Genomic DNA, 24,095 nt, shown 5'->3' with positions numbered 1-24,095 from the left:
CCCAAACCCCACGACGGCGACGATGGAGAAATCCCGTCCGTCCGAGCCTATCTTAGAGCACAGCGTGAAAGCCGCCGAGGGTACTATTGAGTCGCCTAAAAGATCCGTCCATGAAGAACTACGGGAAATTAAGGCTGCTCAGAAGGAGCAAGCGGAACCCAAGCGTGAACCGGCTAAAGGACTTCCCAAAGTCACAAAGCAGGACCTTAAGCAAAACGGACAGCAATCCAAATCTAAAAAAGCAAAATCGAAAGCGAGGTAAGCAAGAATGAGTAGTTTTGATGATCTTTTCCGACAGCAAAATGAACAGCCTACTCCCCAAAACGGTCAGTCTTTTGACAAAGAGGTGTGGAAACAGCAAAAGCAGGAGCAACGTGAAATGGTGTACTACTGATTGATGATATGGCACAAACCGTAGCACAGGACGGCACTGTATTTCAGAAATATTTAGATGTACAAAGTCGTTTTGATCGGTATAGTGTAGCCAATGCTCTGTTAATCCTTTTTGCAGTAATTCCCGACAATGACAGCAGCTTTAATTTTATTGTTGGAATGCTTTATACACAGCTATTCCAGCAGCTCTACTTTCTTGCTGATCATGTCTATGATGGACGACTTCCTGTTCATGTGCATTTTGTAATGGACGAGTTCTCTAATGTCGCTCTTCCTGATGAATTTGACAAGCTGCTTTCCACCATGCGTTCACGAGAAATATCAGTATCCATTATTTTGCAAAACCTAGCACAGCTAAAAGCCCTGTTTAAAGATACTTGGGAATCTATTGTAGGTAACTGCGATGAATTTCTGTACCTGGGTGGCAATGAGCAATCCACACACAAATATGTGTCAGAGCTTTTAGGCAAGGAGACTATCGATACCAATTCTTACGGACTTAGTAAAGGGAGAAACGGCAGCTATTCTACCAATTTTCAGCAATCCGGCCGTGAGCTTTTAACGCCTGATGAGGTGCGAATGCTGGATAACCGCTATGCTCTACTTTTTATCCGGGGAGAAAGGGCGCTAATGGATGACAAGTATGATATTTTAAGACACACCAATGTAAAGCTGACTGTTGATGGCGGAAGTGAACCATTCAGGCACGGAGATACAGAAAATGCAGTGAACTGGAAGAACATAGCTTTAAATGAGGAAAGTGATTATGAGCTTCTCGCTGAGGAGGAACTCGAAACTTTAATGCAAGCCTAAAAAACAATTTATGGAGGTATGACCAGATGAAAATATCTAAAAGAATCAAAAAGAATTTTGCTTTATACTGTGTATTGTTAATAATGTTTACCCTTTTTACCGTACAGGCTTATGCTGCCAATGATCCACTGACTGTAGTGAATAATCTATCGGATTTTATTTTTGGATTGATCCGTGCAATAGGGATGATTCTGCTGGGCTTTGGTATTGTGCAGATAGGTCTTTCCCTTAAATCTCACGACCCATCCCAAAGAGCAAACGGTTTTTTGACCCTTGCGGGTGGCGTAATTATTACCTTTGCCAAAGAGATTCTAAATCTCATTACAGGATAATGAAGCACCTCGAGTTTAAGGGGAACAGGTCAATAAAAGCCTGTTCCCTAAATTTTTTCAAGGAGGTGATTCTGCTATGTCAAGCGGTAACTGGGTAATTGACAATTTGAATAATGCTTTAAAAACATGGAATGATAAGCTGTCTGAGATATGGCTGCTTGTAGCCCAATCCCCCACTGAATTCAAAGGTGGTGGCATATGGGACGTCATCGTGAATATCCATGGCGCATTGCAGGCTATCGGTTTAGCTTTGCTGGTGTTGTTTTTCGTCATTGGTGTGGTCAAGACATGCGGTAGCTTCGCAGAAGTTAAAAAGCCGGAACATGCCCTAAAGTTATTCATACGGTTTGCTCTGGCAAAAGGTGTTGTAACCTATGGATTGGAACTGATGATGGCGCTGTTTAATATCGTGCAGGGGATTATTTCTACCATCATGAGCAGTGCAGGTTTTGGTACGAACACTCAGACTGTCCTCCCGGACACCATAACGCAAGCCATTGAAGACTGTGGATTTTTTGAGAGTATCCCACTGTGGGCTGTGACGTTAATCGGCGGACTGTTCATCACTGTGCTGTCCTTTATTATGATTATGTCGGTGTACGGAAGATTTTTTAAACTATATCTTTACACTGCTATCGCTCCTGTCCCTTTAGCCTCCTTTGCAGGAGAGCCAAGTCAGAGCATAGGTAAGTCCTTTCTAAAAGGCTATGCCGCAGTATGCCTCGAAGGAGCTATCATAGTTCTGGCTTGCGTTATTTTTTCCGTTTTTGCGTCATCCCCGCCAGTGGTGGACACAAGTGCCAGTGCCGTTACAATGGTATGGTCTTATGTAGGAGAACTGATTTTTAACATGCTTGTGCTCGTTGGAGCGGTGAAAATGGCCGACCGGGTAGTGCGGGAGATGATGGGACTATAAACTATTTTATTTCCTGCTCTAAATTGGTAAACAAATCAGAATCAAAAAAATCACGAACACTGATTCCAAGACCATCGCACAACTTTTTAATAGTGGCAATTCCAGCATTATATGTTCTACCGCTTATAATATCATTTACAGTTGATTGTGTTATGCCTGAAATATTACTAAGTGCGTTTATTGTTAAATTTCGTTCTATACATAAACTTTCTATACGTTTTACTACTGCTTGAGAAATATTCATTTCATCACCCCTAAACGTTATTCCGTTAATTAAAGAATAGCAGTTTATATTACATAAGTTTAACGGAATACCGTTCAAATAGTCATAAATGTAACTTATACTACCGGTATACCGTTAAAAAATGGTTTATCAAGATACTAAAAACATAAGGAGGTTTCAATTTGAAACAGGTGGATTACAGTAAAGAACTGGAGAAGGAGAAGGAAAGACTTAACATGCTTATAGATGAAGCTTTTAAGAATGGAATTCCGATTACACAGGACGAGGCAGTTATTGCACAGAACCGTAAAGTTGATGTATTGGTAGCTAAGGTACAAAGAGAAAAAGAAAAGAATAAAAAAAATAAACAGGAACGATAAAATAAGCAATCTAATAACGCTTCAGTGTGAGGCGTTATTTTTATGTGGAGGTGATTTGATTTTGGAAGTTAAAATTAATCGTGAAATCCGGGATTATACAGAAAGTTTATTCTTTGGACTGTCCATGCGGCAGTTCATTTTTTCTGTCTTTGCAGTTGGTGTAGCCATAGGAATCTACTTTGGCTTACGGAATTTGGTCGGTACAGAAACGGTCAGTTGGATGTGCATATTAGGAGCTTCACCTTTTGCAGTTCTCGGATTTATCAAATATCACGGCATGACAGCGGAGCAATTTCTATGGGCATATATCAAATCAGAATTTCTAATGCCTAAAAAGCTTTGCTTTTATCCAACCAACATCTATTTTGAAGCACTCAAAAACATTATTGCAAATCATGAAAAGGAGGAATTGAAACGCCATGATTAAGACCCTTCAGAAAATCATGAAACAGGATAAAGAACGCTTTATTGTCCCTAAAGGTGTTCAGCAGGCTATTCCCATTCGCATTCTTTGGCTGGATGGGATTTTTTGTGTGGGCAATAAGTTTTCTAAATCCTATCGATTTGAGGATATCAATTATGCAGTGGCCTCCAAAGAAGATAAAGAGGCAATGTTTTTATCCTACTCGGAATTACTCAATTCCTTTGACAGTGGAGCTACCACCAAAATTACCATCAATAACCGCCGCTTAAACAAAGCAGATTTTGAAAGTTCTATTCTGATCCCATTAAGAAATGAAAGGTTGGATGAGTACCGTAGGGAATACAACCAAATGCTTTTGGATAAAGCAACCGGTGCAAATAGTATTGTACAGGATAAATATGTTACTGTATCAGTGGTTAAAAAGAATATTGAGGAAGCTCGGAACTACTTTTCTCGCATTGGCACTGACCTGATTACTCACTTTTCCCACTTAGGCTCTAAATGTACAGAATTAGATGCTACAGACCGTCTTAGAATCCTGCACGACTTTTTTCGTGCCGGTGAGGAAACGGATTTTCATTTTAACTTGTGCGATACCATGAAAAAAGGACATGATTTCAAGGACTATATCTGCCCCAATACCTTTGAGTTTGAAAAAGATCACTTTCGCATGGGTAGTAAATATGGACGTGTTATCTTCCTGAGGGAATTTGCCAGTTACATCAAGGACAGCATGGTATCCGAGCTGTGTGATCTAAACCGTAATATGATGTTATCAATTGATATTATCCCTATTCCAACCGATGAAGCCGTGAGGGAGGTGGAAAACCGTCTCTTGGGCGTGGAAACTAATATAACAAACTGGCAAAGGAGGCAAAACCAAAGCAATAATTTTTCAGCAGTTGTACCCTACGATATGGAGCAACAGCGTAGGGAAAGCAAGGAATTCCTCGACGACCTGACCACCCGTGACCAGAGGATGACGTTTGCCGTTCTTACAATGGTCCATGTAGTAAACAGTAAGGAGCAGCTTGACAGCGATACAGAAACACTGCTTACTACAGCACGAAAGCACCTGTGTCAATTCTCTACCCTTACTTATCAGCAGATGGACGGTCTAAATACAGTACTGCCATATGGGCTGCGGAAAATTGATGCTATCCGGACACTGACAACAGAAAGCACAGCAGTGTTTATACCCTTTCGGGCACAGGAGATCGCTCACAGCGGCGGCATCTATTACGGACAGAATGTAATTAGTAAAAATATGATTATTGCCAACCGTAAGCATTTGCTCAACGGAAATTCTTTTATCCTCGGTGTTTCCGGCTCAGGAAAGAGTTTTACCGCCAAACGTGAAATCGTCAATCAGATGCTTTCCAGTGATGATGATGTTATCCTCATAGACCCGGAGCGTGAATATTCATCGCTTGTCAAGGCAATGGGGGGTGAAATTATTCACATATCTGCCACATCTTCAAACCACATCAATGCAATGGATATGAATAAGGATTATGGAGATGGTGTAAACCCTGTTATACTAAAGTCGGAATTCGTACTATCACTTTGCGAACAGCTCATTGGCGGGCATAATTTGGGTGCAAAGCAGAAATCTCTGATTGACCGCTGTACTGCCAGCGTGTACAGAAAATATCTACAAAGTAATTATAAAGAAACTCCACCTACATTACAGGATTTTCATGCTGAGCTCTTACAACAGGAAGAAGCAGAAGCACAGGAAATTGCTCTGGCTATTGAGTTATTCACCAGCGGAAGTCTTAACACCTTTGCAATACCGACCAATGTAGATGTAAATAACCGCCTTATCTGTTATGACATACTTGACCTTGTCAAGCAGCTTCTACCAATCGGAATGCTGGTGGTACTGGATAGTATTTTAAATCGGATCACGCAAAACCGGGCAAAAGGGAAGAACACATTTATTATAATCGATGAAATATATCTGCTTTTTCAGCATGAGTACAGCGCCAACTTTCTGTTTACACTGTGGAAAAGAGTAAGAAAGTATGGTGCTTTTTGTACGGGCATTACACAGAACGTGGACGATCTTTTACAAAGCCATACCGCCCGTACTATGCTGGCAAATTCAGAATTTATCGTAATGCTCAATCAGGCCAGTACCGACCGTATGGAACTTGCCAAGCTCCTGAACATTTCCGACCTTCAACTTTCCTACATTACCAATGTAGATGCAGGTAATGGACTTATTAAGGTAGGAAGCTCTCTTGTTCCTTTCACTGACCAATTCCCCCATAATACAAAGCTCTACCGCCTAATGAGCACAAAGCCGGATGAGCAAGCAATTTAATATGAAGTATTAAATGTGAGGGTGAGGGCTGGTGTTACGGCCAGTTCACCACGAATGGGCTTGGGAGGAGGTGCGCGCATTGAAAGAGATCAAGACTAAACAGATTCAAAAGGATATTAAGGTGCTGGATAAGGCAATGGATGTATCCCGCAGGGCGAAAAACGCCTATATTCGTACAAAGGAGCAGTCGGAACAACTCGGGCGTAATGGTGACGGCAACTATGTGGACTATGCGGGAAATAATATTCGAGATGGCGCGGAAAACATTATCCGGAAAGGGGGACATATAGTAGAAAACTATAGCAAAAAAGTGTTCGAAAAAATGATGAATCGCCGAGTGGCGGGTGCAGATGCACAGCGTTCCGACATACATAATGGGGAGAGTGCGAGGCAGACTCCAAATAGTGAAGCAAAAGAAACAGTGAGTAGGAATGCTGTCCAGACAGAAACAAAGCAGCCAGCACAGCAGAGTACCATCCCAGTCAAAGCGAAGCCAGCAGCAGAGAAGAAAGTTTTCCAACCCAGAGCAAAGCAGGTGACTAGAGAGAATACTGTTCAATCCGGAACAAAAGAAACCACAAAGCGCAAACTCACTCTATCCAAGTCAAGCGAACTAGGAAAAAACAGGTTCGTTCAAATCAGAACCAAACAGCAATTTGCCAAAACAAATTCAATCCAGACGGTAAATAAGAATGCTGTCAAAATGCAGACGAGGGAGACATCTGAGTACATAACTGCGCAAACTCCTCAACGTCCTCTGTTCCAACCAACCGAGAAAACAGGAGTACAGACTGTGCATGCTTCCGGCAAAATAGGACGTACCACAAAGCGAGCTGTCAAAACTAGCGCTAAAACCATAAAAGAAGCTGCTAGAGGTACGATTAAAAAAACGCAAAAAGCAGTAAAAAGTGCTGAGAGAACCTCAAAAACCGCCATTAAAACCCCACAGACAGCAACAAAAACTGCTGTCAAAACCGCGCAAGCAACTCGAAGGGCGGTACAAGCTGCACGGGCAGCGACGAGAGCGGCGGCTGTTTCGGCAAAAAGGACAGTGAAAGCTATGGTGGCTACTATCAAGGCGATCATTTTGGCGGCCAAGGGATTGATTGCTCTAATCGCTGCAGGTGGTTGGATAGCGGTTGTTATTATTCTTATAATGTGTCTTGCAGGGCTTTTATTAGGATCAGGTTTCGGGATATTCTTTTCCAATGAAAACTCTGGCGAGAACACACCGACCATGACTGCAGTTGTCAATCAGCTGAATAGAGAATTTTCAGCGGAACTCGAACGGATACAGAACGAAAACCTCCATGATACACTGGAACTATCCTACAGTGGAAACACCACTGCTTGTAACTGGCTGGAAATACTGCCGGTTTATGCAGTCGAGGTTGCTGCCGATACAGAAAACGGCATGGAAGTTACGACCCTTGACGATACCAAAGTGGGAATCCTACAGGATATCTTTTGGGATATGAACGAAATTGATTATTGGATAGAAATTATTGAGTATGGGGAACCTCCTACTACAGAAATCATCCTGCATATCATTGTGACCTCTAAAAACCATGTTAACATGATTGCGGATTACGACTTCAATTCGGATCAGGTCAATATGTTAAATGAGCTAATGCAGGATGAATATCAGCAGCTATTTATGCAGCTAATCGACAGCTAATAGAGGATACTATTCTATCCTCATAGGTAATCACGGTGTATAGAGGCATGCCTCAGAAAGGAAAAGAATCATTAAAAGAATTTGAAAGGTGGAAAAATAGATGAATGTAAATAAGTTAAGAGATATGGAATATATAAAGTGTGTGGATTTACTGGATAAATTGATTGACTTGGATGAGGATACAAAAGAAAAAATTCATAGATGCGTTCAAAGTATGGGGATTAAAAACTTTTTTCTGCATCTTGAATTAATGGATTTATCCATGGAGACTTGTGAAAATTTAAAAAGTGTAAAATCCGTTATTGAGTTATTTGATGAAGAAGGGGGGAAAGGCATAATATGAAGCAAGATATACAGCACACCGAAAAGTTTTTAAAAGGTCTGACAAATTTAACAGGGCTGTCATACAAGAAGGTTCAGCAGTATGTAAAAAGCAATAACCCCTTTAACATTCTAGAACATCCTCACATTATGGAACCAAGTGAGAAGCAGCTTGAAAAGATAGGACTACTCAACGAGTTCATTTCTTCTTATAACATTTTAAAAGTGCACGAGAGCAATGATATGATTACGCTCAATTCATCAACCGTATCGGGGCAATATTTCTTAGCTCTTTTAGGCGGTATGAAGGATAAAGAAAGATTTATGGTTGCATTCTTAGATAGTGGTAATAACATAATTGAAACAAAAACCATGTCAGAAGGGAGTATTGGACAGACAGCGGTTTATCCGAGACAAATATTAAAATATGCTCTTGCCTGTGATTGTAATGCGGTAATTTTAGCGCATAACCATCCCGGTGGATCGCAAAATTTCTCTCAGGAAGATAAAACTTTAGCCCAGAGAATGGTTGATATTTTTCATCCTATTGAAATTAAAGTTTTGGATCACATTATTGTGGCTGGAACAAACTATACTTCTATGGCGGAAAAAGGGTATATTTCTAATCAATACAAAAGTGCAGCAAATTATGATGCTATTGTATTAGGTGCTGTGCCTGCGAAGGAAAAGAGAAATAGTTTTCAACATACTCATGCATTATAAAATTAAAATTTCGGGTAACTGTGGATTTCAAATTGTCTCTTAAGCTTGTCACAAAGTACCTTTACTGTAAAGGTACTTTGTGACAAGCAATTTTTTAATTACGGCTTTAATCTATGCTTAGCATAAGTGTTATATCAATAGAGTAGTAACTCAAGCTTTTCCAGCCTCCTCAATCTTTCATAAGCTCCATAAGCTATGATGTAGAGCAAGGACATGGGCGAGGGAGTTTAATAGCTGTCAAAGCCGCGAAATAAGAAGGGTGTACGTCATAATACACCCTTTAGCTTTGTTTTATATACAAGTTAGAATGTTGCTGTCTTATCAGCCCATTCAACCATTTCGACACAGTCTATCATTGTAGAAATCGGACAGACATCAGTACTCGCCATGCTCCGTGATTTTAAGCATGTGCCACATGCTTAAATGTCTCCACCAGCTTCGATAAATGCTTTTACCTGTTCTGCCACATTAAATTTTTCATGGGTCAGTGTCTCGCATTCGACACCTTCACCCATAAGGAATACTTTTACGTCATGCCCCTTCTTTTTTGCAGTAACCGCAAAACGGAAAGCGTTCTATGCCTTTTCAAAATTTTTTGTTTCAATGATGATACCTAGTTTCACAAGAATACCTCCTTGTTGTTATGTTTTTATCGAGTTAACGTATATTTGTTTTGCCTTAACTTCTAAATCGTTTAAAAGATTTACACCATTCGTTAATTAGTGTGTATAGTCAATAATTTTTATGGTATCGCCCAATTTTTTTATAATTGCATCTTTCATTGTTTGAACATGAGGGCAAGGGAAACCGATCGGCGTACCCCGAGAAATACAGGACGCTAATACAATTGTATCCGCTCCTCGTTTTACCATTTCAGCAGCTCGTGTCACAGCTTTTTTACCAGGGCAACCGCCGCAGGTATTTATGCCAATAACTTCAATATCTTCTTGGATTTCTTCAAACGCTAATTTCTTTTGCTTCATAACTTTTAAGCAAGTAGTAGCAGGGCACATATCTTCTGTTTGCGTGCATCTAATTAAGCCCACTTTCATACGATCTCTCCTTTGTAATTTTTTGTGAATACCAGCCCATAATGATAGGGTGGAAGTTCAACAAATTTTTCTAAAACAAATCCTGCTTTTAAAGCCCATCCGTTGATAATTTCAGGAGTAGGTCTTATCTCCATTGACGGACCTCTCGGTGTATTCTCATATTTCCAATGGATAACTCCGATTTTCCCGTTGTTGTTTAGAATGCGATAAGCTGCGTTAAGTAGGTTCAATGGCTGTTCACAATGCAGGATATTAAACAGACAAATATAGTCAATGTCACCTTTATGTTTTTCTAGGTCTTTAATTGTTTGCTCTGTAGAAATGTCCCCATGTAATAATTCTATATTTTTAATACCCTGTTCCTGAATTTTTTCTCTGCACGTTTCTATCATTTCATTTTCAATATCTATTCCGATGACCTTGTGTTTAACAAGTCCGGAAGCAGGAATTAAGAATGTACCATACCCGCATCCAATGTCTATAAGCGTTTTGATATCTTCATTAATGTCAAGCTGGTAGAGGGTTTGCATAGGGGTAAAAAAGGTATCCCACATTTGTTCATCCGGCATGCCCGATTCTCTAAATTTCATAGTCTTATATCACTCCGTTAAATATTTTTTGATGTATGAATTTGCTTGAATTTTTTAAGGACAGTATTCAATTCTTCTTGAGTTATATATCTTCCCAGACTAAATCTAACAGCTCCTTGAGCTATTTCAAAAGGAATGCACATTGCCTTTAAAACCGGTGATATTGATATTGAGCCTGCATGACATGCAGAACCGGTTGAAGTTGCGATATCATCACCTGATTTTGATAGTATTTCTGCACCATGATATCCTAAAAAGCTGATATTTAATGTATTTGGAAGCCTTTTATGCGGTTCACCGTTGAGTTTTATCTTTTCACCAAATATTTCATTAAGACTATTATAAAAGTATTCTGTCAGTTGCTTCATTTTATTGTTATAAAGTGATTCTTTAGCAATCTCACATGCTTTGCCTAATGCGACGTTAAAAATTACATTTTTATTTCCGGCACGTCTTCCAGTTTCGTGGCTTGCACCATGAATTAAAGGCTCAATTATTTATTTTGAATTCATACGCGTTAAGCTAAGCCATGTTATGGTAAACCAATAATTACATTTGCAAAAAAGAAAAAAACATGAGAACCTCAAAGTAATAGAGAAATGAAAGGTGAGGTTCCCATGTTTCAAGTTCCCATATCACTAATTATAAGCTTTATTTGCTTTTTAGGAAAGACAAAAATACTGGAAATTTCTAAGGACACAGGGTTTACGGTGCGCCGCTCTAAGCTGCTGCCAGATACTATAGTAAAAGTATTTACATTCGGCTTATGGGACACCCCTAATCCATCCTTACGTCAAACTGCTTCTAAATGCGAAAATATTCAACGCGGACTTAGTATAACACGCGAAGGACTTTTTCAACGTTTGGCTACAAGTGCTTTATTGCTAAAACAAGTATTCCAGTCAGCAGTTGAGTATTCTGCCAAGAGAGCAATAACTGTCCAGAATCTCGATGTGCTCCAAGCTTTTACTGATGTAAAAATATGTGATAGCTCTAAAGTTACTCTTCCGGACAAATTAGCAGATGTCTGGAAAGGTCTTGGTGGCAATAATGCAAAAGCTGCTCTAAAAATCCAGACTATATATAGCCTTAAGTCCAGAACTATCACAAATATGGAGTTGACAAAGGCGCCTGGTCCAGATGCCGGCTATAAAGATGAACTTCTAAAACACATTCATCATGGTGAGCTGTTAATTACTGACTTAGGATATTACAGTAAAGATTTGTTTAGGAAAATAATATCCAAAGGTGCATATTTTCTTAGCCGAATTAAATCAAATACTGTTTTTCAAATACAAAATTCTGACACTAAATCTTTTAAAGCCTTAGACCTTTTAAGTGTTTTAAAAAACAGCTCCAGTGTTGATATAGATGTATACTTTGGCACCAAGTATTCTAAATTACTACAATGTCGGCTGATTGGTGTACGTTTACCTGATGAAGTCGCTAATGAACGTAGGCGCAAAGCAAATAAAAAAGCAAAGTCACAAGGCAAAACACTGAGTGACTATGACTTAGAGTTATTAGGATGGAACCTTCTAATTACTAACGCCCCAGCACATATGCTTACTCCAAAGGCAGCCTGTGAATTGTACAGAGCTAGATGGCAGATAGAGCTTTTATTTAAGGCTTGCAAAAGCTATCTAAACCTTGGCAAAGTAGGCAACTGTGGTAAAGAGCAATTAGAGTGTCTTCTATATGGAAGGTTAATTGCCATTATACTAATTTTCACAGTCTACTCAGCACTGTATGCCCTCATGTACCAACAAAAAAACAGATGCATTAGTATGATGTCGTTTATCAAACTAATTGCGACAAAGGTGGAAAAAATATTTTCAAGCCTTTATGCAACCACTGAAGCAATATCGGAACTGCGACTGATTCTTAAAAGAGCGGCCGAACAAAGCTTACATGATAAACGTAATCGCAAAACCACGGTTGAGCGATTGCAGGAACACTATTTGCTCAATTAAATTGGTAAAAAATAGCTTAACTTAACGCGTATGATTTTGAATTATAGCATTAATATGTTATAATAGTCAATAGATTAATTGAATGTTTGAATGGAGGACATACAATGTTTCAAGAATCTCGTAATTTTAAAGATAGTACCTATACACAGCTTGCAAGAATAGGAAAAGCTATAGCAAGTCCGAAAAGGTTGGAAATTTTAGATATCCTAACACAAGGGACTAAAACTGTTGATGCAATAGCACGGGAAACTGAGATGAGTGTAGCAAATACATCTCAGCATCTTCAAACACTACTTGAGGCTAGGCTAGTTGAATTTCAGAAACAAGGAATTTACTCATATTATAAATTGGCTGATAAAACAGTAGCAAATTTCATATTGTCTTTACAGCTTTTAGCCGAAAAGCGTATTGCAGAAATTCAAAAGCTCCGAGAAGAGATCTATACTAATAAGGATAATATGGAGCCAATCGAAATGGGGCAATTAATTGACAGAATGAAAGAAGGAAAAGTTACTTTAATTGATGTAAGACCTAAAGAAGAGTATGAAATTATGCATATTCCAGGTGCAAATTCAATTCCTATTGAGGAACTGGAACAACATTTATCAGATTTACCTGCAAATCAGGAGATTGTTGCTTATTGCCGTGGCCGATACTGTTTATTATCTGTAGAAGCAGTGGGATTATTAAGAAGACATGGTTTCAAAGCTGTACGATTGGAAGAGAGTGTTCAAGAGTGGTATTCATATAATGCTGAATAAATAAGATTCTTGATTTAAATATTCCCCTGCATCCACTAATATCATAATCAAAACACCTTGACCAACCTTATGTAATACACTTTTTGCAGCATTGATTTGAATTAAGATATCTTCACGTAGTAGGAGACCCAATAAAATATAGATTAACACCTTCGATATGATTATCATACATTATTATTAATATAGAAAGCATGCATAGAAAAGGGAGAATTGAAATTGAATAGATCATTACTTGATTTATTAAGGAGTGGAGGATATATACTATATGTTAGGCATGGGGAAGCGACTGTTGGGGAAGATCAACCTAATCTAAATTTTCTATATTGTTTTACTCAAAGAAATCTTTCTGAACTGGGAAGAAGACAAGCAATTTACTACGGCCAACTTCTTCGAAATTTACGAATTCCTATTAATTATCTTGTTCGAACAAGCCCTTTTTGTAGAACCATAGAAACGGCACAATTGGCTTTTGGAACGGCAAATGTTCAAATCGACCCATTTTGGTTTCAAGTTTATAGGCTAAGTGGAAATCTATCTGCTGCAGAGCAACGAAGAATACTGGATTTTCTTCAGTCAAGGTTGGAAGTCGTGCCGCCTCAGGGTAGTAATATGGTCATTATTGCTCATAGTTTTCCAAGTGGAGTTGGTTTAGGCCAAATTTCAGACATGGGAACAGTCATTGTTAGGCCGCGGGGGCAAGGAAGTGGTTACGGAGTTGTTGCTAAATTGTCCTTGGCAGATTTATTAAATTTAGGAAGATACTGATAAGAGAAAAACAAAGTCCATAAAAGTAATTTGATAAAATGTTTTATACCACCAGCACTATGCAGATAAAATTTTGTATAGTGCTTTTATATATTGTTTTAGAAAAGATGGAAGTTCAGATAAAATTTAAACATTACCTAAGAGAACTATCACGTTTCCAGCCCGGTTGCTTCCAAAATTTCTCTTAGTAAGATAAAACATTCACACAGGAAATAGTTGATATTTTTCATTCTCTTGATATCAAAGTTCTGGATCACATTATTGTGGGTGGTACAAGCTATACTTCTATGATAAAGAGAGGATATATTCCTCATCAGTGCAAGAGTGCAGCAAATTTTGAGAATGTAGATGATGGAGACTTTTACTCAAGAAAGTAGTTTTATATCAAAAATCTTCGCAATATCTTCACAGGTTCTTCATATTTGAGTATTACAATAAGGTTAGTAAGAATTAATGTTAATTTTTAGTGATAAAAGAAAGGAATGATGTTGTATATGTTTAAATGGTTTGAAAAACTGATTGAAAAGATTGCAAAAGCGAATGGGGATAGCTTCCAAGGTCAAAAGCTTGATTGCTGCGAATTGAACAAGAATGGCAATAGTGGAGGGACGAAGAAATAATAAACTTACGTTAGATCGAGGTATTGATTATGGAGCTACCAATTTCTTTAATTGCTTTTATTGCCGGGATGGTTTCTTTTCTTTCTCCGTGCATCGTTCCTATGATCACGGTGTATTTTAGTCTCATTACCGGTAAACCAATAAGTGAGCTTAAAGATGGCAATAAAAGAATGAGTACTCAGCTGCATATTTTCATAAATACGCTGTTATTTATCGCAGCTTTTACACTTGTTTTTACCATTGCAGGTGGAACTGCCGGGCAGGCAGCAAAATTTTTAAATAGGAACATCAGAATATTCAATGTACTAGGCGGTATTATGGTGATATTTTTATCCCTTAAGATGCTGGGTTTCTTCGGCTGGATATCACTGAGAAGCAAGACAGTAGAGAAAATATTTGATGCCAGTAGATTAAGTACACGTGCACAATATTTGACTACATTTTTAGTAGGCATATTTTTTGCGATAGCCTGCTCCCATTGTATAGGTCCTCTTTTATATTCTATGCTGATTTTTGCAGGCAGCACCGGGTCTGCAGCCAACGGGATAGTTATCATGTTTTCATTCTCAATGGGATTGGCAATACCTTATCTCATTGTAGGACTTACTTTGGAGAGATCCATAAAAATTTTACGAAAGATATCAAAATATCAAAAGGCCATTTCCTATGTAGTAGGTGCTATATTATTACTATTTGGAATACTGATGTTATTTAACAAATATACACTGATAGTGCAATTATTATATAAGATAATTCCTATAAAAATACCTATAGGGATGTAGAAGGGGGAACACCATGAAAGTATTATTTCATGTATTTGGATTTCCGGTACATTTTTTTGGACTTATGATTGCCGTAGGAATGCTGGCTGGAATATACGTGGCATATCTAGAGGCAAAGAGGAAGGGTTTAAATGTCGATAAGCTGTTTGATATAGTACTATACACAGTTATAGCTGGTGTAATAGGTGCTAGAGTATTCTATATTGTTTTCTATAATCCAGCATACTATATTGAAAATCCGATGGAGATTATAAAAATCAATGAGGGTGGTTTATCTATTCACGGAGGACTGCTGGCTGCTTTTATTGTTGCAATTCTGTATGTCAAGAAACATAAACTGAGCTTTTTTAAATATGCAGATGCAATTGCTCCAGCAGTTATATTAGGTCAAGGTATTGGTAGAATCGGGTGTGATGTATTCGGTAAGGCTATGACCACCCAATTGCCATGGGGAATAAAGTATCAAGGACAGTTGGTGCACCCAGCGCAGGTATATGAATTTATCTTGGATTATCTAGTGTTTTTTATACTATGGAGAATGCGTAAAAGTGTAAAGTATGATGGTCAGATTTTCTTATGGTATGTAGTTTTATTCTCCGTAAACAGAGGGATTGTAGAACTATTCAGGGTGAATCCGTCAGTGATCGGATGGTTTTCAATATCACATTTACTAAGTTTATTGTTTATTATCAGCACACTGATAGTGATGTATTTTGTAAAGAAAAATGCGTTTAAAGTAACATCAAATGATTCAGTAGTAACAGCAGAAGGCAAGTTAACTATAGTTAAAGATATTTTGATTTTTCTTGTATTAATTGCTGTTTCAATGATTATTTTTTACACTATACAATCTTGATAAAATGAGGAGTTCTTTATGAATGTCATCAAAAGCAAATCACAGGATGAGGCACTGATTTCTTTAAAAAACGAGCTCGACAAACTAATAAGAGATAAAGGTATTTCAGATTTTCAAGTTATTCAGCTAAGTCAGGTCATAGATAAAAGAATTGTAGAAATTATGAAGGAAAAAATGGTTACTATGAAAGTATAGTAAGTTATTGATATGTTATATACGTAATAAAAAATGAATGGAGGCGATAATTTTGCACTTCTTAGATAAATATGCTTACGGACTTTGGGGAGCGGTTGTTTTTAATATTCTTTTTTTTGGATTGTTTACACTTGCTGTTTTCAAGCCAACTACCAAAAGAGACTGGAGGACACTAGGAGCGTTTACCGCTTTCATGGTGGCGCTTTTCAGTGAGATGTTTGGATATCCATTGACTATATATATTTTGACTTCTATTTTGGGAAATAAATATCCCGTACTTGATCCTTTTACACATTTGAACGGACATTTATGGGTAGCATTGGCAGGCGGGTCAATGTGGGTATATTCCGTATTACATCCATTAAGTAATGTTTTAATATTTACGGGACTTATTATTATCTCTATTGGATGGAAGGGTATCCATGCAGGAAATGGTAAATTGGTTACCTCGGGAATATATAAGTTTGTCCGGCACCCACAGTACTCAGGCTTTACACTTACAATCATTGGATTTCTTGTTCAATGGCCGACAATCATTACGATTATTATGGCACCTATACTGCTGGTAATGTACGCAAGACTATCAAAGAAAGAAGAAAAGGTAATGATAGAAACATTTGGACAGGAGTACCTTGACTATAAAGAGCAAGTACCGGCGTTTATTCCTAACAAGAGAATAACCTTACGTGATATAGCCGGATTTTTTGCGGTATTTAGGAGAGATAACGTACTTTAAGCAGTAATTTAACATATAAAGATTAGGGTAGTGAAATATAAAGTAAAGAGAGGCTGATAAAGATGGAGTTTTTGCAGGAAAATGGATTATATCTTCTTTTCGTAGGGGCAATGATGTTTATGATGTTTCGAAATGGCGGCTGCTGTGGAGGACACTCCAGTCAAGGCCATGGGGGAGGTACTCATGGAGGGGGCTGTGGTGATTCTCATTCTACAAATCACAGTGGTACAGATGCTCAGACTGTAAATATGGTAAAAGATCCTGTATGTGGTATGCATATTAATCCTTCTACAGCAATTCATGAAATGATTAACGGAAAATTCTATTATTTCTGTAGTGAGCACTGCAGAAATGAATTCCGTAGGAGGCAATAAAAAGGTTATATAGGAGAGAAAAAATAGCAAAATCGGAGAAAGCTATATGGCAACATTTTATGATAAGTTAATAATCGCAGTCATTCTTGCAGGAAGTCTCATTGCTTATGGTGCTATTGGAGTTTATAGTAGTGAAGTCAGTTATGATAGGATCAATGTTAAGCAGGGAGATAAACAGGTACTAGAAGTTGTTTTAGGGTTAAAAAGTGACGGTATTTATCCTTTCAAATTTGAGGGCGGCGAAGGTAAAATTGAAGTAAAAGGTAATAAAGTAAGGATGCTGCCTATGGATAAAAAGACATGTCCTCGTTCCCTATGTTCCTCAACAGGATGGATTGACCAAGCATACCAGTCTATTGTTTGTTTGCCAAATAGATTGCAGGTGCAATTTGAGGGCATAGAAGATAGTAAAGTAGATATAATGGTGTTCTAGCGAGGAGTCTCAAGTGTTAGGAGGAATTTCTTTGGAGCAAATTGGTAAAATAGTAAGTACTAATGGTAACATGGCAGAGGTGCAGATCCAGCGTGCGACCGCATGCGGAGGAGATTGTGGTAAATGCAGCGGATGTGCTCCTACGGCAATGAAAATCAATGCCAGGAATGAAGTACATGCTCAGATCGGTCAAATGGTAAGATTGGCCTCTTCTACAAGAAATATTTTAGCGGCTGCATTTATAGTATATATAGTGCCTATTATTATACTTATCACAACGTATATTGCAACTTATAGTTACATCATATCAAGTAATTTGCCGGTGAATGCCCAGACGGCAGGTATAGTCACAGCGATATGTTCATTGGTATTGTCGTTTTTAGTACTCCGGATTATTGATAAAAGACTTCAAAAAGGCAGTAAACTTGAACTAACGATTACTAGCGTTATAAATTAAGTCATAATAGTTATTTGAATTATAATTTCTATATATTAATATCACACGAAAAGGAGGGGAGAATGTGGCGAAAAGAAAAAGTAACGCTTTAGCAATTACAGCAGTTGTAGTGTTGATAGCGTTTGGACTGACTATGCTAATGCCTATTGTATTTGCTGCATTTAACAAAGACGCAAAAGATATACCTGTTCCCAAACAAACGGATAATGATAGTTCGCAGCAAAATACTACGCAAAACAATGAAGCAAAGTATTTTACAAGCAGTAATGGGGGGAATGTAGATATAGGGGTCATATTTATGAATCCTATTGAGAAAGATGAAACTGATTTGGTATTTAAAGTAATGCTCAATACGCATTCAGTTGATTTATCAGATTATAGTGAGTTAAATAAATATGTGAAATTGAAAACGAAAGAGATAACTATAGAAGATGGCTTTGTATGGGACAGTGACAGCAGTGACGGACATCACATAAGCGGTACTCTCAAAATTAAAAATCAGTATGATGGAAAACCAATATTAGATGATAAGACGGAGTATATAAAGTTAGTATTTAAAAATATAGCAGGTGTAAAAGAAAGAGAGCATGTCTATACAAAAGAGACTTTAAGATAATTAGGAAGATACACATGAATAATCCTTAAAGTTTTTAGCCATAAGTTATGATTAAAAGTATTGCTAAATATTCAATATTGGAAATAAAGGAACAGTTTGTAAATAAAGAAAGAGGAGGGATAGTATGAGTTGTTGCGGAGGTAACAATAATAGTAGTCATGGCCAGCATGGAAATCATCATGGACAGGGCAATAACACAAACCAGAATTGGATACCTATTGTTGTTGTAATCATTGTAGCAGCAGTTGCCTTGTATTTTGTGAAATAGGTAGAGCATATTAATGATGTGTCAAATGTGCAAATGAATATCACAGATCATATCGACCTCTCAAGTATGCTTGTACTCAAGTATATTTGGAGGTCGATATGATTTGTATAGATAAAATAATTCATATGTTGTTAGAGAGAAAAGGGGCGATGTAATGAAGGAGAGGTTACTTTCTTTTAAAGGAGGTATACATCCCGACTACTGCAAAGAACTTACGAGGAATAAGGAGGTCATAATTGCAAGAGTTCCTCAGGTAGCCGAAATACCACTGGTGCAGCATATTGGAGCACCTGCGACAGCAATAGTAAAGGTGGGGGACCATATTAAGATGGGGCAAAAAATCGGGCAAGCAAATGGCATGATCTCTGCTCACATTCATTCAAGTGTATCCGGAAAAGTACTTTCTATCGAGCCTAGGGCTCAAGTAGGCGGAATAGTACCTACCGTGATTATTGAAAATGACGGTGAGGATGAACTAGATGAAATAATTGTTGGTAAAAGTATTGAGCAGCTGTCTTCTAAACAGATTATTGAAATAGTGCAGGAAGCAGGAGTTGTTGGGATGGGTGGAGCCACATTTCCGTCTCATGTTAAACTCTGTCCGCCGCCGGACCACAAGATAGACACAGTCATTGTTAATGGTGCCGAATGTGAGCCATATCTTAATTCTGATTACCGTCTGATGACTGAGCAACCTGAGATGGTGCTATATGGTTTAAAAGCGGTTTTAAAAGCACTCAATGTAGAAAGAGGATATATAGGCATTGAAGATAATAAACCGAAGGCTATCAAAGTACTAAGAGATTTATGTAAGAATGAAAATTCTATAGAGGTCGAAGTATTGGAAACAAAATATCCGCAAGGTGGAGAAAAACAGCTTATTAAAGCGGTTACCGGAAGAGAGGTCCCGTCAAAGAAGCTTCCGTCACAAATCGGATGTGTAATTTTTAATGCCGGTACAACGGCAGCAATTGCAAGAGCAGTAAAAACGGGCTTGCCGCTAATTGAACGAATTGTAACTATAACGGGCAAGGGGATAAAAGAGCCGAAGAATCTTCTAGTAAGAATAGGGACAACATTCAAAGAGGTTATTGAACAGTGTGGAGGTTTGAAAGATGGATATGCAAAAGTTATAAGCGGAGGACCTATGATGGGAATAGCTCAGGGTTCGTTAGATGTTGCTGTCATAAAAGGGACTTCAGGCATTCTGGCACTGATGAAAGATGAAATGACGGAAGTGAACCCATATCCATGTATAAAATGTGCCCGCTGCGTAGATGTCTGCCCTATAGGCCTTTTGCCTATCAAGATCGCCAATGCAGTGCAAGCCGGAGATTTAGATACGGCAATGCAGCTCAATTTGATGGATTGTATTGAATGTGGGTCATGCTCTTATACCTGTCCGGCAAAAAGACCGCTTTTACAATATATTCGATTGGGTAAGAGCAAGGTTCGTTCTAAACAACACTGATGAAGGGGGTTAGCAATATGGAACAGTTAATTGTTTCATCATCACCGCATATTTCACATGGTGATAGTGTACCGGGAATCATGCGAGGTGTTCTTCTCGCATTGATACCTGTCATATTTGCAAGTATCTATTTTTTTGGCATTAGAGCTGCTTATGTTTTGGTAGTGTGTATTATTGTAAGTGTCTTATCCGAATATGTTTTTCAAACAATTAGAAAAAGGCCTCTAACCATATCCGATGGGAGTGCTGCTCTTACAGGAGTGTTACTCGCACTTACACTGCCATCTACCATTCCTTTATGGATGGCAGCCGTTGGTTCAATAGTAGCCATTGTATTAGGCAAACAAGCCTTTGGAGGGCTGGGAAGTAATGTCTTTAATCCTGCTCTTGTGGGAAGAGCATTTTTATTGATATCATTTCCGGTAGCCATGACGACATGGGTAGGGGTAGACGGAGTTACTTCTGCGACACCGTTAAATCTGTTAAAAATGCAGGGACAGGCTACTGATTATCTGAGATTGGTATTGGGGAATGTCGGCGGATCCTTGGGAGAGACATCTGCTATCGCTGTATTAATCGGGGGATTATATCTGCTTTACAAGAATTACATTGACTGGAGAATACCTTTTTCCTTTATAGGAACAAGTTTGATAGTATCACTCATTGCAGGACAGGATCCGATATTTCACTTGCTTTCGGGCGGGCTGCTGTTAGGAGCCTTCTTTATGGCTACAGATATGGTAACGACACCCATTACCAGAACAGGAAAATGGATATTCGGTATTGTTGGCGGATTGCTGGTGGCAGTGATCCGTATCTACGGTGGTTATCCTGAAGGTGTGATGTTTGCCATATTATTGATGAATTCCGTAACACCTGTCATCAATCGTTATACAAATCCTCGAATGTATGGGAGTGTGAAAGCAAATGCATAAAGGACTCAGATTAATCATTGTTTTGGGAGTGATTGCCCTCTTATCCGGAGGAATACTTGCTAAAACCTATGAAATAACTGCCCCAACCATGCGTGAGGTGGCACTTGAAAATCAAAAGAAGGCAATATTTGAAGTATTGCCAGAGATTAAGGACTATAGAGAATTTAACAATGACCAAGGACTTCTCATATATGAGGGATTAGATGACAGCGGTAATGTTGCCGGACTTGCATTTGTAGCGGAAGGAGGAGGTTTCCAGGGTGTTATTCGTATGATGGTCGGCATAGATTTGAAAAATAAGAAGATGACCGGTTATAAAGTACTGGAGCATTTGGAAACACCAGGACTTGGTGCCAGAATTACTGAGGATGGTTTTAAAAAACAATTTTCAGATAAGTCGTTAAACGACGCATTTGCCATTAGAGAAGATATTATTCCTATTACAGGAGCAACCATTTCGTCCAATGCGGTCAGTAAGATTTTAAAAGAATCTATCGATAAAACGTTAGCAGTATATGGGGGTGAGGCAAAATGACAGCATGGAAAGAATTTATAAAAGGCATATGGGATGAGAACCCGGTTTTCAGAATGCTTATGGGCATGTGCCCTACCCTGGCAGTAACCAACGCGGCAATAAACGGGATGGCAATGGGACTGGCAACGGCTTTTGTGCTTATATGTTCCAATATCATTGTAGCATTGGTAAAGCGCTTTATACCCGATGAAGTGCGAATTCCTTCTTATATCATTATTATCGCAACCTTTGTAACTATTGCAGATTTGTTTTTAGCGGCATATTTTCCGGAAATTCATAAAGTCTTAGGGTTGTTCATTCCGTTAATCGTTGTAAATTGTATCATACTTGGAAGAGCAGAAGGTTTTGCTTCAAAAAATAATGTTTGGTATTCCGCTCTTGACGCAGTTGGCATGGGAATCGGATTTACCTTTGCCCTTACGCTGTTAGGTATAATACGTGAAATCATGGGCATGGGCAGCATATTCAACATTGCGGTAACAAGCAGCAATTTCACACCATGGGTCATATTTGTTTTGCCGCCGGGAGCTTTTCTGACACTGGGTATTATGTTGTGGATTATAAATAGTTTCTCAAAGAAGAAAACGACCGAAAGCCACTGTCATTAGAAAGGAATGAGTCTGAATGATAAAAGATTTATTATTAATTTTTATCGGAGCGATATTAGTAAACAACTTCGTTTTATCACGATTTTTAGGAATATGTCCGTTTTTAGGAGTCTCCAAAAAAGTTGACGTAGCCCTTGGAATGGGAATGGCAACCACATTTGTTATGACATTATCAGCCATTGCAAGTTGGGCAATCCAATATTATATTCTAGAGCCTTTCGGATTATCTAGATTTCTTCAATACGTCAGCTTTGTATTGGTAATTGCTTCACTGGTTCAGATGATTGAGATGTTTTTAAAGAAGACAAGTCCAAATCTCCACAAGTCCCTAGGGATATTCCTGCCTTTGATTACAACAAACTGTGCCATTCTGGGGTTAGCCCTGTTGGCTGTGAACAAGGGCTATAACATGATACAAAGTACGGTTTTCGGCCTTGGTGCAGGTTTAGGATTTACGCTTGCAATTGTGATTATGGCGGGAATAAGAGAAGAAATTGAGAATGCAGACATCCCGGAAGGGCTTAAGGGAGCTGGGATTACCCTGATATCAGCGGGGATATTATCTATCGCTTTCCTTGGATTTTCCGGATTAATATCTATGTAAAGGAGGCTCTTTGGATGAGCGAAATATTTTTAGTTTCTTTGGCAGCGATGGGAGGAACAGGAATACTTTTTGGGGTACTGATTACGTATACCTCTAAGAAATTTGCTGTACAAAAAGATGAAAGAATCGGAGATATTGAGAAAGTGCTGCCGGGAGCAAATTGCGGAGCATGCGGCTATCCTGGCTGCTCTGCATATGCCGAAGCAATTGTGGCAGAAGGTGTATCCATTACAATGTGCCCGGTTGGCGGAGCAAGTGTTGCATCCCAGGTTGGGCAGATTATGGGTATTCAAGCAGATGATAGCAGTGTTCCTATGGTAGCGAGGGTAAAATGCGGTGGAGGGAAAAACTGTATTGATTCTTTTGCGTATAGGGGGATACAAGATTGTCATGCTGCTAATGCACTCCATAAAGGATTTCAGGCATGCAAATATGGGTGTCTAGGACTCGGAAACTGTGTAGTAAAGTGTCCGTTTGATGCCATTATCATCAATCAAAACGGCGTTGCAGAAATTGATGAAAATAAATGCACAGGCTGCGGCGTCTGCATAAAGGAATGTCCTAAAGCGGTTATCGAACTTGCATCTAAAGATTCAAAAGTGCATGTGCTTTGCAAAAATTTAGAAAAGGGAAAAGACGTGAGACAAAAATGCAAGACCGGCTGCATCGCATGTAAGTTATGTGAAAAGGCTTGCCAATACGGTGCAATAAAAGTTGAAAATAATGTCGCCGTGATTGACTACAGTAAATGTACCAACTGCAATGCTTGTGTACAGAAATGTCCGACCAGGGCGATTGCCAACCTGTCTGATAAGTTGGCAGATGCAGCATGTGACAAATGTGTGATATGAGATAGCGTTTCACAATCAAAACAGATATATTTCTATCCCAAATTATTGAATAAATTAACCTCTGAGCAGAGCAAATATGGT

At 38.6% G+C, this 24,095-nt stretch carries 33 protein-coding genes and 2 pseudogenes; 30 read left to right on the top strand and 5 right to left on the bottom strand.

Going from position 1 to position 24,095, the window contains the following annotated elements; translation table 11 throughout:
* Positions 1 to 22: 22 nt before the first annotated feature.
* The 5 genes and pseudogenes from QKW49_RS25965 (at position 23) to QKW49_RS04500 (ending at position 2,454) form a co-directional block, all read left to right on the top strand.
* Positions 23 to 262 carry a hypothetical protein gene (locus QKW49_RS25965; protein ID WP_349239074.1) on the top strand — a complete coding sequence of 80 codons (240 nt, stop codon included), beginning with the start codon at positions 23 to 25 and terminating at the stop codon, positions 260 to 262.
* A 6-nt stretch (positions 263 to 268) separates the two neighbouring features.
* Positions 269 to 394 carry a hypothetical protein gene (locus tag QKW49_RS04515; RefSeq protein WP_282866379.1) on the top strand — a complete coding sequence of 42 codons (126 nt, stop codon included), beginning with the start codon at positions 269 to 271 and terminating at the stop codon, positions 392 to 394.
* 107 nt (positions 395 to 501) lie between these two features.
* Positions 502 to 1,206 (top strand): annotated as a pseudogene (locus QKW49_RS04510) (TraG/TraD/VirD4 family protein); the annotation flags it as partial.
* A 26-nt stretch (positions 1,207 to 1,232) separates the two neighbouring features.
* Positions 1,233 to 1,538: a TrbC/VirB2 family protein gene (locus tag QKW49_RS04505; RefSeq protein WP_282866378.1), complete on the top strand. Its 306-nt coding sequence runs from the start codon at positions 1,233 to 1,235 to the stop codon at positions 1,536 to 1,538.
* A gap of 76 nt (positions 1,539 to 1,614) precedes the next feature.
* Positions 1,615 to 2,454 (top strand): hypothetical protein, encoded by an 840-nt coding sequence (locus QKW49_RS04500; RefSeq protein ID WP_282866377.1) that lies wholly within the window; start codon positions 1,615 to 1,617, stop codon positions 2,452 to 2,454.
* Position 2,455: 1 nt separating this feature from the next.
* On the opposite strand, the gene QKW49_RS04495 is transcribed toward QKW49_RS04500, so the two are convergent.
* Entirely contained in the window at positions 2,456 to 2,698 is a 243-nt protein-coding gene (locus tag QKW49_RS04495) for a helix-turn-helix transcriptional regulator (RefSeq protein WP_282866376.1), read from the bottom strand.
* Positions 2,699 to 2,868: 170 nt separating this feature from the next.
* On the opposite strand from QKW49_RS04495, the gene QKW49_RS04490 reads away from it, so the two are divergent.
* The 6 genes from QKW49_RS04490 (at position 2,869) to QKW49_RS04465 (ending at position 8,532) form a co-directional block, all read left to right on the top strand.
* Positions 2,869 to 3,057 carry a hypothetical protein gene (locus QKW49_RS04490; protein ID WP_282868061.1) on the top strand — a complete coding sequence of 63 codons (189 nt, stop codon included), beginning with the start codon at positions 2,869 to 2,871 and terminating at the stop codon, positions 3,055 to 3,057.
* Positions 3,058 to 3,118: 61 nt separating this feature from the next.
* Positions 3,119 to 3,484 (top strand): PrgI family protein, encoded by a 366-nt coding sequence (locus QKW49_RS04485; protein ID WP_282866375.1) that lies wholly within the window; start codon positions 3,119 to 3,121, stop codon positions 3,482 to 3,484.
* Positions 3,477 to 5,810: a VirB4-like conjugal transfer ATPase, CD1110 family gene (locus QKW49_RS04480; RefSeq protein ID WP_282866374.1), complete on the top strand. Its 2,334-nt coding sequence runs from the start codon at positions 3,477 to 3,479 to the stop codon at positions 5,808 to 5,810. Before QKW49_RS04485 ends, QKW49_RS04480 begins: the two co-directional genes overlap by 8 nt.
* Before the next feature lie 79 nt (positions 5,811 to 5,889).
* Positions 5,890 to 7,488 (top strand): hypothetical protein, encoded by a 1,599-nt coding sequence (locus QKW49_RS04475; RefSeq protein WP_282866373.1) that lies wholly within the window; start codon positions 5,890 to 5,892, stop codon positions 7,486 to 7,488.
* Between the two features lie 100 nt (positions 7,489 to 7,588).
* Complete coding sequence (locus QKW49_RS04470) at positions 7,589 to 7,831, top strand: hypothetical protein (protein ID WP_282866371.1); 243 nt, start codon at positions 7,589 to 7,591, stop codon at positions 7,829 to 7,831.
* A complete protein-coding gene (locus QKW49_RS04465; protein WP_282866370.1) occupies positions 7,828 to 8,532 on the top strand; it encodes a JAB domain-containing protein in 705 nt (234 codons plus the stop codon). The genes QKW49_RS04470 and QKW49_RS04465 overlap by 4 nt, the downstream gene beginning before the upstream one ends.
* 419 nt (positions 8,533 to 8,951) lie before the next feature.
* Here QKW49_RS04465 and QKW49_RS25960 read toward each other — a convergent pair.
* The 4 genes and pseudogenes from QKW49_RS25960 to QKW49_RS04450 form a co-directional block, all read right to left on the bottom strand.
* Positions 8,952 to 9,092 (bottom strand): annotated as a pseudogene (locus QKW49_RS25960) (hypothetical protein); the annotation flags it as partial.
* A 159-nt stretch (positions 9,093 to 9,251) separates the two neighbouring features.
* Positions 9,252 to 9,584: a CGGC domain-containing protein gene (locus QKW49_RS04460; protein WP_282866369.1), complete on the bottom strand. Its 333-nt coding sequence runs from the start codon at positions 9,582 to 9,584 to the stop codon at positions 9,252 to 9,254.
* Positions 9,581 to 10,174, bottom strand: coding sequence for a class I SAM-dependent methyltransferase (locus QKW49_RS04455; protein ID WP_282866368.1), 594 nt, complete (start codon positions 10,172 to 10,174; stop codon positions 9,581 to 9,583). Before QKW49_RS04455 ends, QKW49_RS04460 begins: the two co-directional genes overlap by 4 nt.
* 17 nt (positions 10,175 to 10,191) lie before the next feature.
* Entirely contained in the window at positions 10,192 to 10,656 is a 465-nt protein-coding gene (locus tag QKW49_RS04450; RefSeq protein WP_282868060.1) for an aminotransferase class V-fold PLP-dependent enzyme, read from the bottom strand.
* 135 nt (positions 10,657 to 10,791) lie between these two features.
* Between QKW49_RS04450 and QKW49_RS04445 the strand changes: the two genes are divergently transcribed.
* From QKW49_RS04445 to QKW49_RS04355, 19 genes are all read left to right on the top strand, one after another.
* Entirely contained in the window at positions 10,792 to 12,147 is a 1,356-nt protein-coding gene (locus QKW49_RS04445) for an IS4 family transposase (protein ID WP_282863409.1), read from the top strand.
* 104 nt (positions 12,148 to 12,251) lie between these two features.
* The gene (locus QKW49_RS04440) at positions 12,252 to 12,908 is read left to right on the top strand and encodes a metalloregulator ArsR/SmtB family transcription factor (protein ID WP_282866367.1); all 657 of its coding nucleotides are present in this window, start codon (positions 12,252 to 12,254) and stop codon (positions 12,906 to 12,908) included.
* A 216-nt stretch (positions 12,909 to 13,124) separates the two neighbouring features.
* Entirely contained in the window at positions 13,125 to 13,673 is a 549-nt protein-coding gene (locus tag QKW49_RS04435; RefSeq protein ID WP_282866365.1) for a histidine phosphatase family protein, read from the top strand.
* 494 nt (positions 13,674 to 14,167) lie between these two features.
* Positions 14,168 to 14,293, top strand: a complete 126-nt coding sequence (locus QKW49_RS04430) for an LDCC motif putative metal-binding protein (protein ID WP_282866364.1) — start codon at positions 14,168 to 14,170, stop codon at positions 14,291 to 14,293.
* A gap of 29 nt (positions 14,294 to 14,322) precedes the next feature.
* Positions 14,323 to 15,075: a cytochrome c biogenesis protein CcdA gene (locus QKW49_RS04425; protein ID WP_282866363.1), complete on the top strand. Its 753-nt coding sequence runs from the start codon at positions 14,323 to 14,325 to the stop codon at positions 15,073 to 15,075.
* A 13-nt stretch (positions 15,076 to 15,088) separates the two neighbouring features.
* Positions 15,089 to 15,931, top strand: a complete 843-nt coding sequence (gene lgt / locus QKW49_RS04420; protein WP_282866362.1) for a prolipoprotein diacylglyceryl transferase — start codon at positions 15,089 to 15,091, stop codon at positions 15,929 to 15,931.
* A gap of 18 nt (positions 15,932 to 15,949) precedes the next feature.
* Positions 15,950 to 16,126: an aspartyl-phosphate phosphatase Spo0E family protein gene (locus tag QKW49_RS04415; protein ID WP_282866361.1), complete on the top strand. Its 177-nt coding sequence runs from the start codon at positions 15,950 to 15,952 to the stop codon at positions 16,124 to 16,126.
* A gap of 52 nt (positions 16,127 to 16,178) precedes the next feature.
* Entirely contained in the window at positions 16,179 to 16,862 is a 684-nt protein-coding gene (locus QKW49_RS04410) for an isoprenylcysteine carboxylmethyltransferase family protein (RefSeq protein ID WP_282866360.1), read from the top strand.
* A gap of 62 nt (positions 16,863 to 16,924) precedes the next feature.
* On the top strand, positions 16,925 to 17,236 hold the full coding sequence (locus tag QKW49_RS04405) for a YHS domain-containing protein (RefSeq protein ID WP_282866359.1): 312 nt from the start codon (positions 16,925 to 16,927) through the stop codon (positions 17,234 to 17,236).
* Positions 17,237 to 17,282: 46 nt separating this feature from the next.
* Entirely contained in the window at positions 17,283 to 17,669 is a 387-nt protein-coding gene (locus tag QKW49_RS04400; RefSeq protein ID WP_282866358.1) for a NusG domain II-containing protein, read from the top strand.
* A 31-nt stretch (positions 17,670 to 17,700) separates the two neighbouring features.
* Complete coding sequence (locus QKW49_RS04395) at positions 17,701 to 18,126, top strand: SoxR reducing system RseC family protein (protein WP_282866357.1); 426 nt, start codon at positions 17,701 to 17,703, stop codon at positions 18,124 to 18,126.
* A gap of 64 nt (positions 18,127 to 18,190) precedes the next feature.
* A complete protein-coding gene (locus tag QKW49_RS04390) occupies positions 18,191 to 18,742 on the top strand; it encodes a hypothetical protein (protein ID WP_282866356.1) in 552 nt (183 codons plus the stop codon).
* A 124-nt stretch (positions 18,743 to 18,866) separates the two neighbouring features.
* Positions 18,867 to 19,010: a hypothetical protein gene (locus QKW49_RS04385; RefSeq protein WP_282866355.1), complete on the top strand. Its 144-nt coding sequence runs from the start codon at positions 18,867 to 18,869 to the stop codon at positions 19,008 to 19,010.
* A gap of 154 nt (positions 19,011 to 19,164) precedes the next feature.
* Complete coding sequence (gene rsxC, locus QKW49_RS04380; protein WP_282866354.1) at positions 19,165 to 20,481, top strand: electron transport complex subunit RsxC; 1,317 nt, start codon at positions 19,165 to 19,167, stop codon at positions 20,479 to 20,481.
* 17 nt (positions 20,482 to 20,498) lie between these two features.
* Positions 20,499 to 21,416: an RnfABCDGE type electron transport complex subunit D gene (locus QKW49_RS04375; RefSeq protein WP_282866353.1), complete on the top strand. Its 918-nt coding sequence runs from the start codon at positions 20,499 to 20,501 to the stop codon at positions 21,414 to 21,416.
* A complete protein-coding gene (locus QKW49_RS04370; RefSeq protein ID WP_282866352.1) occupies positions 21,409 to 21,951 on the top strand; it encodes an RnfABCDGE type electron transport complex subunit G in 543 nt (180 codons plus the stop codon). Before QKW49_RS04375 ends, QKW49_RS04370 begins: the two co-directional genes overlap by 8 nt.
* Positions 21,948 to 22,559: an electron transport complex subunit E gene (locus QKW49_RS04365; protein WP_282866351.1), complete on the top strand. Its 612-nt coding sequence runs from the start codon at positions 21,948 to 21,950 to the stop codon at positions 22,557 to 22,559. The genes QKW49_RS04370 and QKW49_RS04365 overlap by 4 nt, the downstream gene beginning before the upstream one ends.
* Positions 22,560 to 22,575: 16 nt before the next feature.
* Positions 22,576 to 23,163 carry an electron transport complex subunit RsxA gene (rsxA, locus tag QKW49_RS04360; protein ID WP_282866350.1) on the top strand — a complete coding sequence of 196 codons (588 nt, stop codon included), beginning with the start codon at positions 22,576 to 22,578 and terminating at the stop codon, positions 23,161 to 23,163.
* A gap of 14 nt (positions 23,164 to 23,177) precedes the next feature.
* The gene (locus tag QKW49_RS04355; protein ID WP_282866349.1) at positions 23,178 to 24,014 is read left to right on the top strand and encodes an RnfABCDGE type electron transport complex subunit B; all 837 of its coding nucleotides are present in this window, start codon (positions 23,178 to 23,180) and stop codon (positions 24,012 to 24,014) included.
* Positions 24,015 to 24,095 lie beyond the last annotated feature (81 nt).

The sequence above is a fragment of the Petroclostridium sp. X23 genome (genome assembly GCF_030013905.1).
GTDB lineage: Bacteria > Bacillota > Clostridia > SK-Y3 > SK-Y3 > X23.
Note: the sequence above shows the minus strand (reverse complement) of the source record. Positions and strands in the feature narration are given on the sequence as shown.

Bases quoted from the DNA above. Each gene is read 5' to 3' on its own strand.
- QKW49_RS25965 (WP_349239074.1), top strand. From the start codon at position 23: ATGGAGAAATCCCGTCCGTCCGAGCCTATCTTAGAGCACAGCGTGAAA.
- QKW49_RS04515 (WP_282866379.1), top strand. From the start codon at position 269: ATGAGTAGTTTTGATGATCTTTTCCGACAGCAAAATGAACAGCCTACT.
- QKW49_RS04505 (WP_282866378.1), top strand. From the start codon at position 1,233: ATGAAAATATCTAAAAGAATCAAAAAGAATTTTGCTTTATACTGTGTA.
- QKW49_RS04500 (WP_282866377.1), top strand. From the start codon at position 1,615: ATGTCAAGCGGTAACTGGGTAATTGACAATTTGAATAATGCTTTAAAA.
- QKW49_RS04495 (WP_282866376.1), bottom strand. From the start codon at position 2,698: ATGAATATTTCTCAAGCAGTAGTAAAACGTATAGAAAGTTTATGTATA.
- QKW49_RS04480 (WP_282866374.1), top strand. From the start codon at position 3,477: ATGATTAAGACCCTTCAGAAAATCATGAAACAGGATAAAGAACGCTTT.
- QKW49_RS04470 (WP_282866371.1), top strand. From the start codon at position 7,589: ATGAATGTAAATAAGTTAAGAGATATGGAATATATAAAGTGTGTGGAT.
- QKW49_RS04465 (WP_282866370.1), top strand. From the start codon at position 7,828: ATGAAGCAAGATATACAGCACACCGAAAAGTTTTTAAAAGGTCTGACA.
- QKW49_RS04460 (WP_282866369.1), bottom strand. From the start codon at position 9,584: ATGAAAGTGGGCTTAATTAGATGCACGCAAACAGAAGATATGTGCCCT.
- QKW49_RS04455 (WP_282866368.1), bottom strand. From the start codon at position 10,174: ATGAAATTTAGAGAATCGGGCATGCCGGATGAACAAATGTGGGATACC.
- QKW49_RS04445 (WP_282863409.1), top strand. From the start codon at position 10,792: ATGTTTCAAGTTCCCATATCACTAATTATAAGCTTTATTTGCTTTTTA.
- QKW49_RS04440 (WP_282866367.1), top strand. From the start codon at position 12,252: ATGTTTCAAGAATCTCGTAATTTTAAAGATAGTACCTATACACAGCTT.
- QKW49_RS04430 (WP_282866364.1), top strand. From the start codon at position 14,168: ATGTTTAAATGGTTTGAAAAACTGATTGAAAAGATTGCAAAAGCGAAT.
- QKW49_RS04425 (WP_282866363.1), top strand. From the start codon at position 14,323: ATGGAGCTACCAATTTCTTTAATTGCTTTTATTGCCGGGATGGTTTCT.
- lgt (WP_282866362.1), top strand. From the start codon at position 15,089: ATGAAAGTATTATTTCATGTATTTGGATTTCCGGTACATTTTTTTGGA.
- QKW49_RS04415 (WP_282866361.1), top strand. From the start codon at position 15,950: ATGAATGTCATCAAAAGCAAATCACAGGATGAGGCACTGATTTCTTTA.
- QKW49_RS04405 (WP_282866359.1), top strand. From the start codon at position 16,925: ATGGAGTTTTTGCAGGAAAATGGATTATATCTTCTTTTCGTAGGGGCA.
- QKW49_RS04400 (WP_282866358.1), top strand. From the start codon at position 17,283: ATGGCAACATTTTATGATAAGTTAATAATCGCAGTCATTCTTGCAGGA.
- QKW49_RS04385 (WP_282866355.1), top strand. From the start codon at position 18,867: ATGAGTTGTTGCGGAGGTAACAATAATAGTAGTCATGGCCAGCATGGA.
- rsxC (WP_282866354.1), top strand. From the start codon at position 19,165: ATGAAGGAGAGGTTACTTTCTTTTAAAGGAGGTATACATCCCGACTAC.
- QKW49_RS04375 (WP_282866353.1), top strand. From the start codon at position 20,499: ATGGAACAGTTAATTGTTTCATCATCACCGCATATTTCACATGGTGAT.
- QKW49_RS04370 (WP_282866352.1), top strand. From the start codon at position 21,409: ATGCATAAAGGACTCAGATTAATCATTGTTTTGGGAGTGATTGCCCTC.
- QKW49_RS04365 (WP_282866351.1), top strand. From the start codon at position 21,948: ATGACAGCATGGAAAGAATTTATAAAAGGCATATGGGATGAGAACCCG.
- rsxA (WP_282866350.1), top strand. From the start codon at position 22,576: ATGATAAAAGATTTATTATTAATTTTTATCGGAGCGATATTAGTAAAC.
- QKW49_RS04355 (WP_282866349.1), top strand. From the start codon at position 23,178: ATGAGCGAAATATTTTTAGTTTCTTTGGCAGCGATGGGAGGAACAGGA.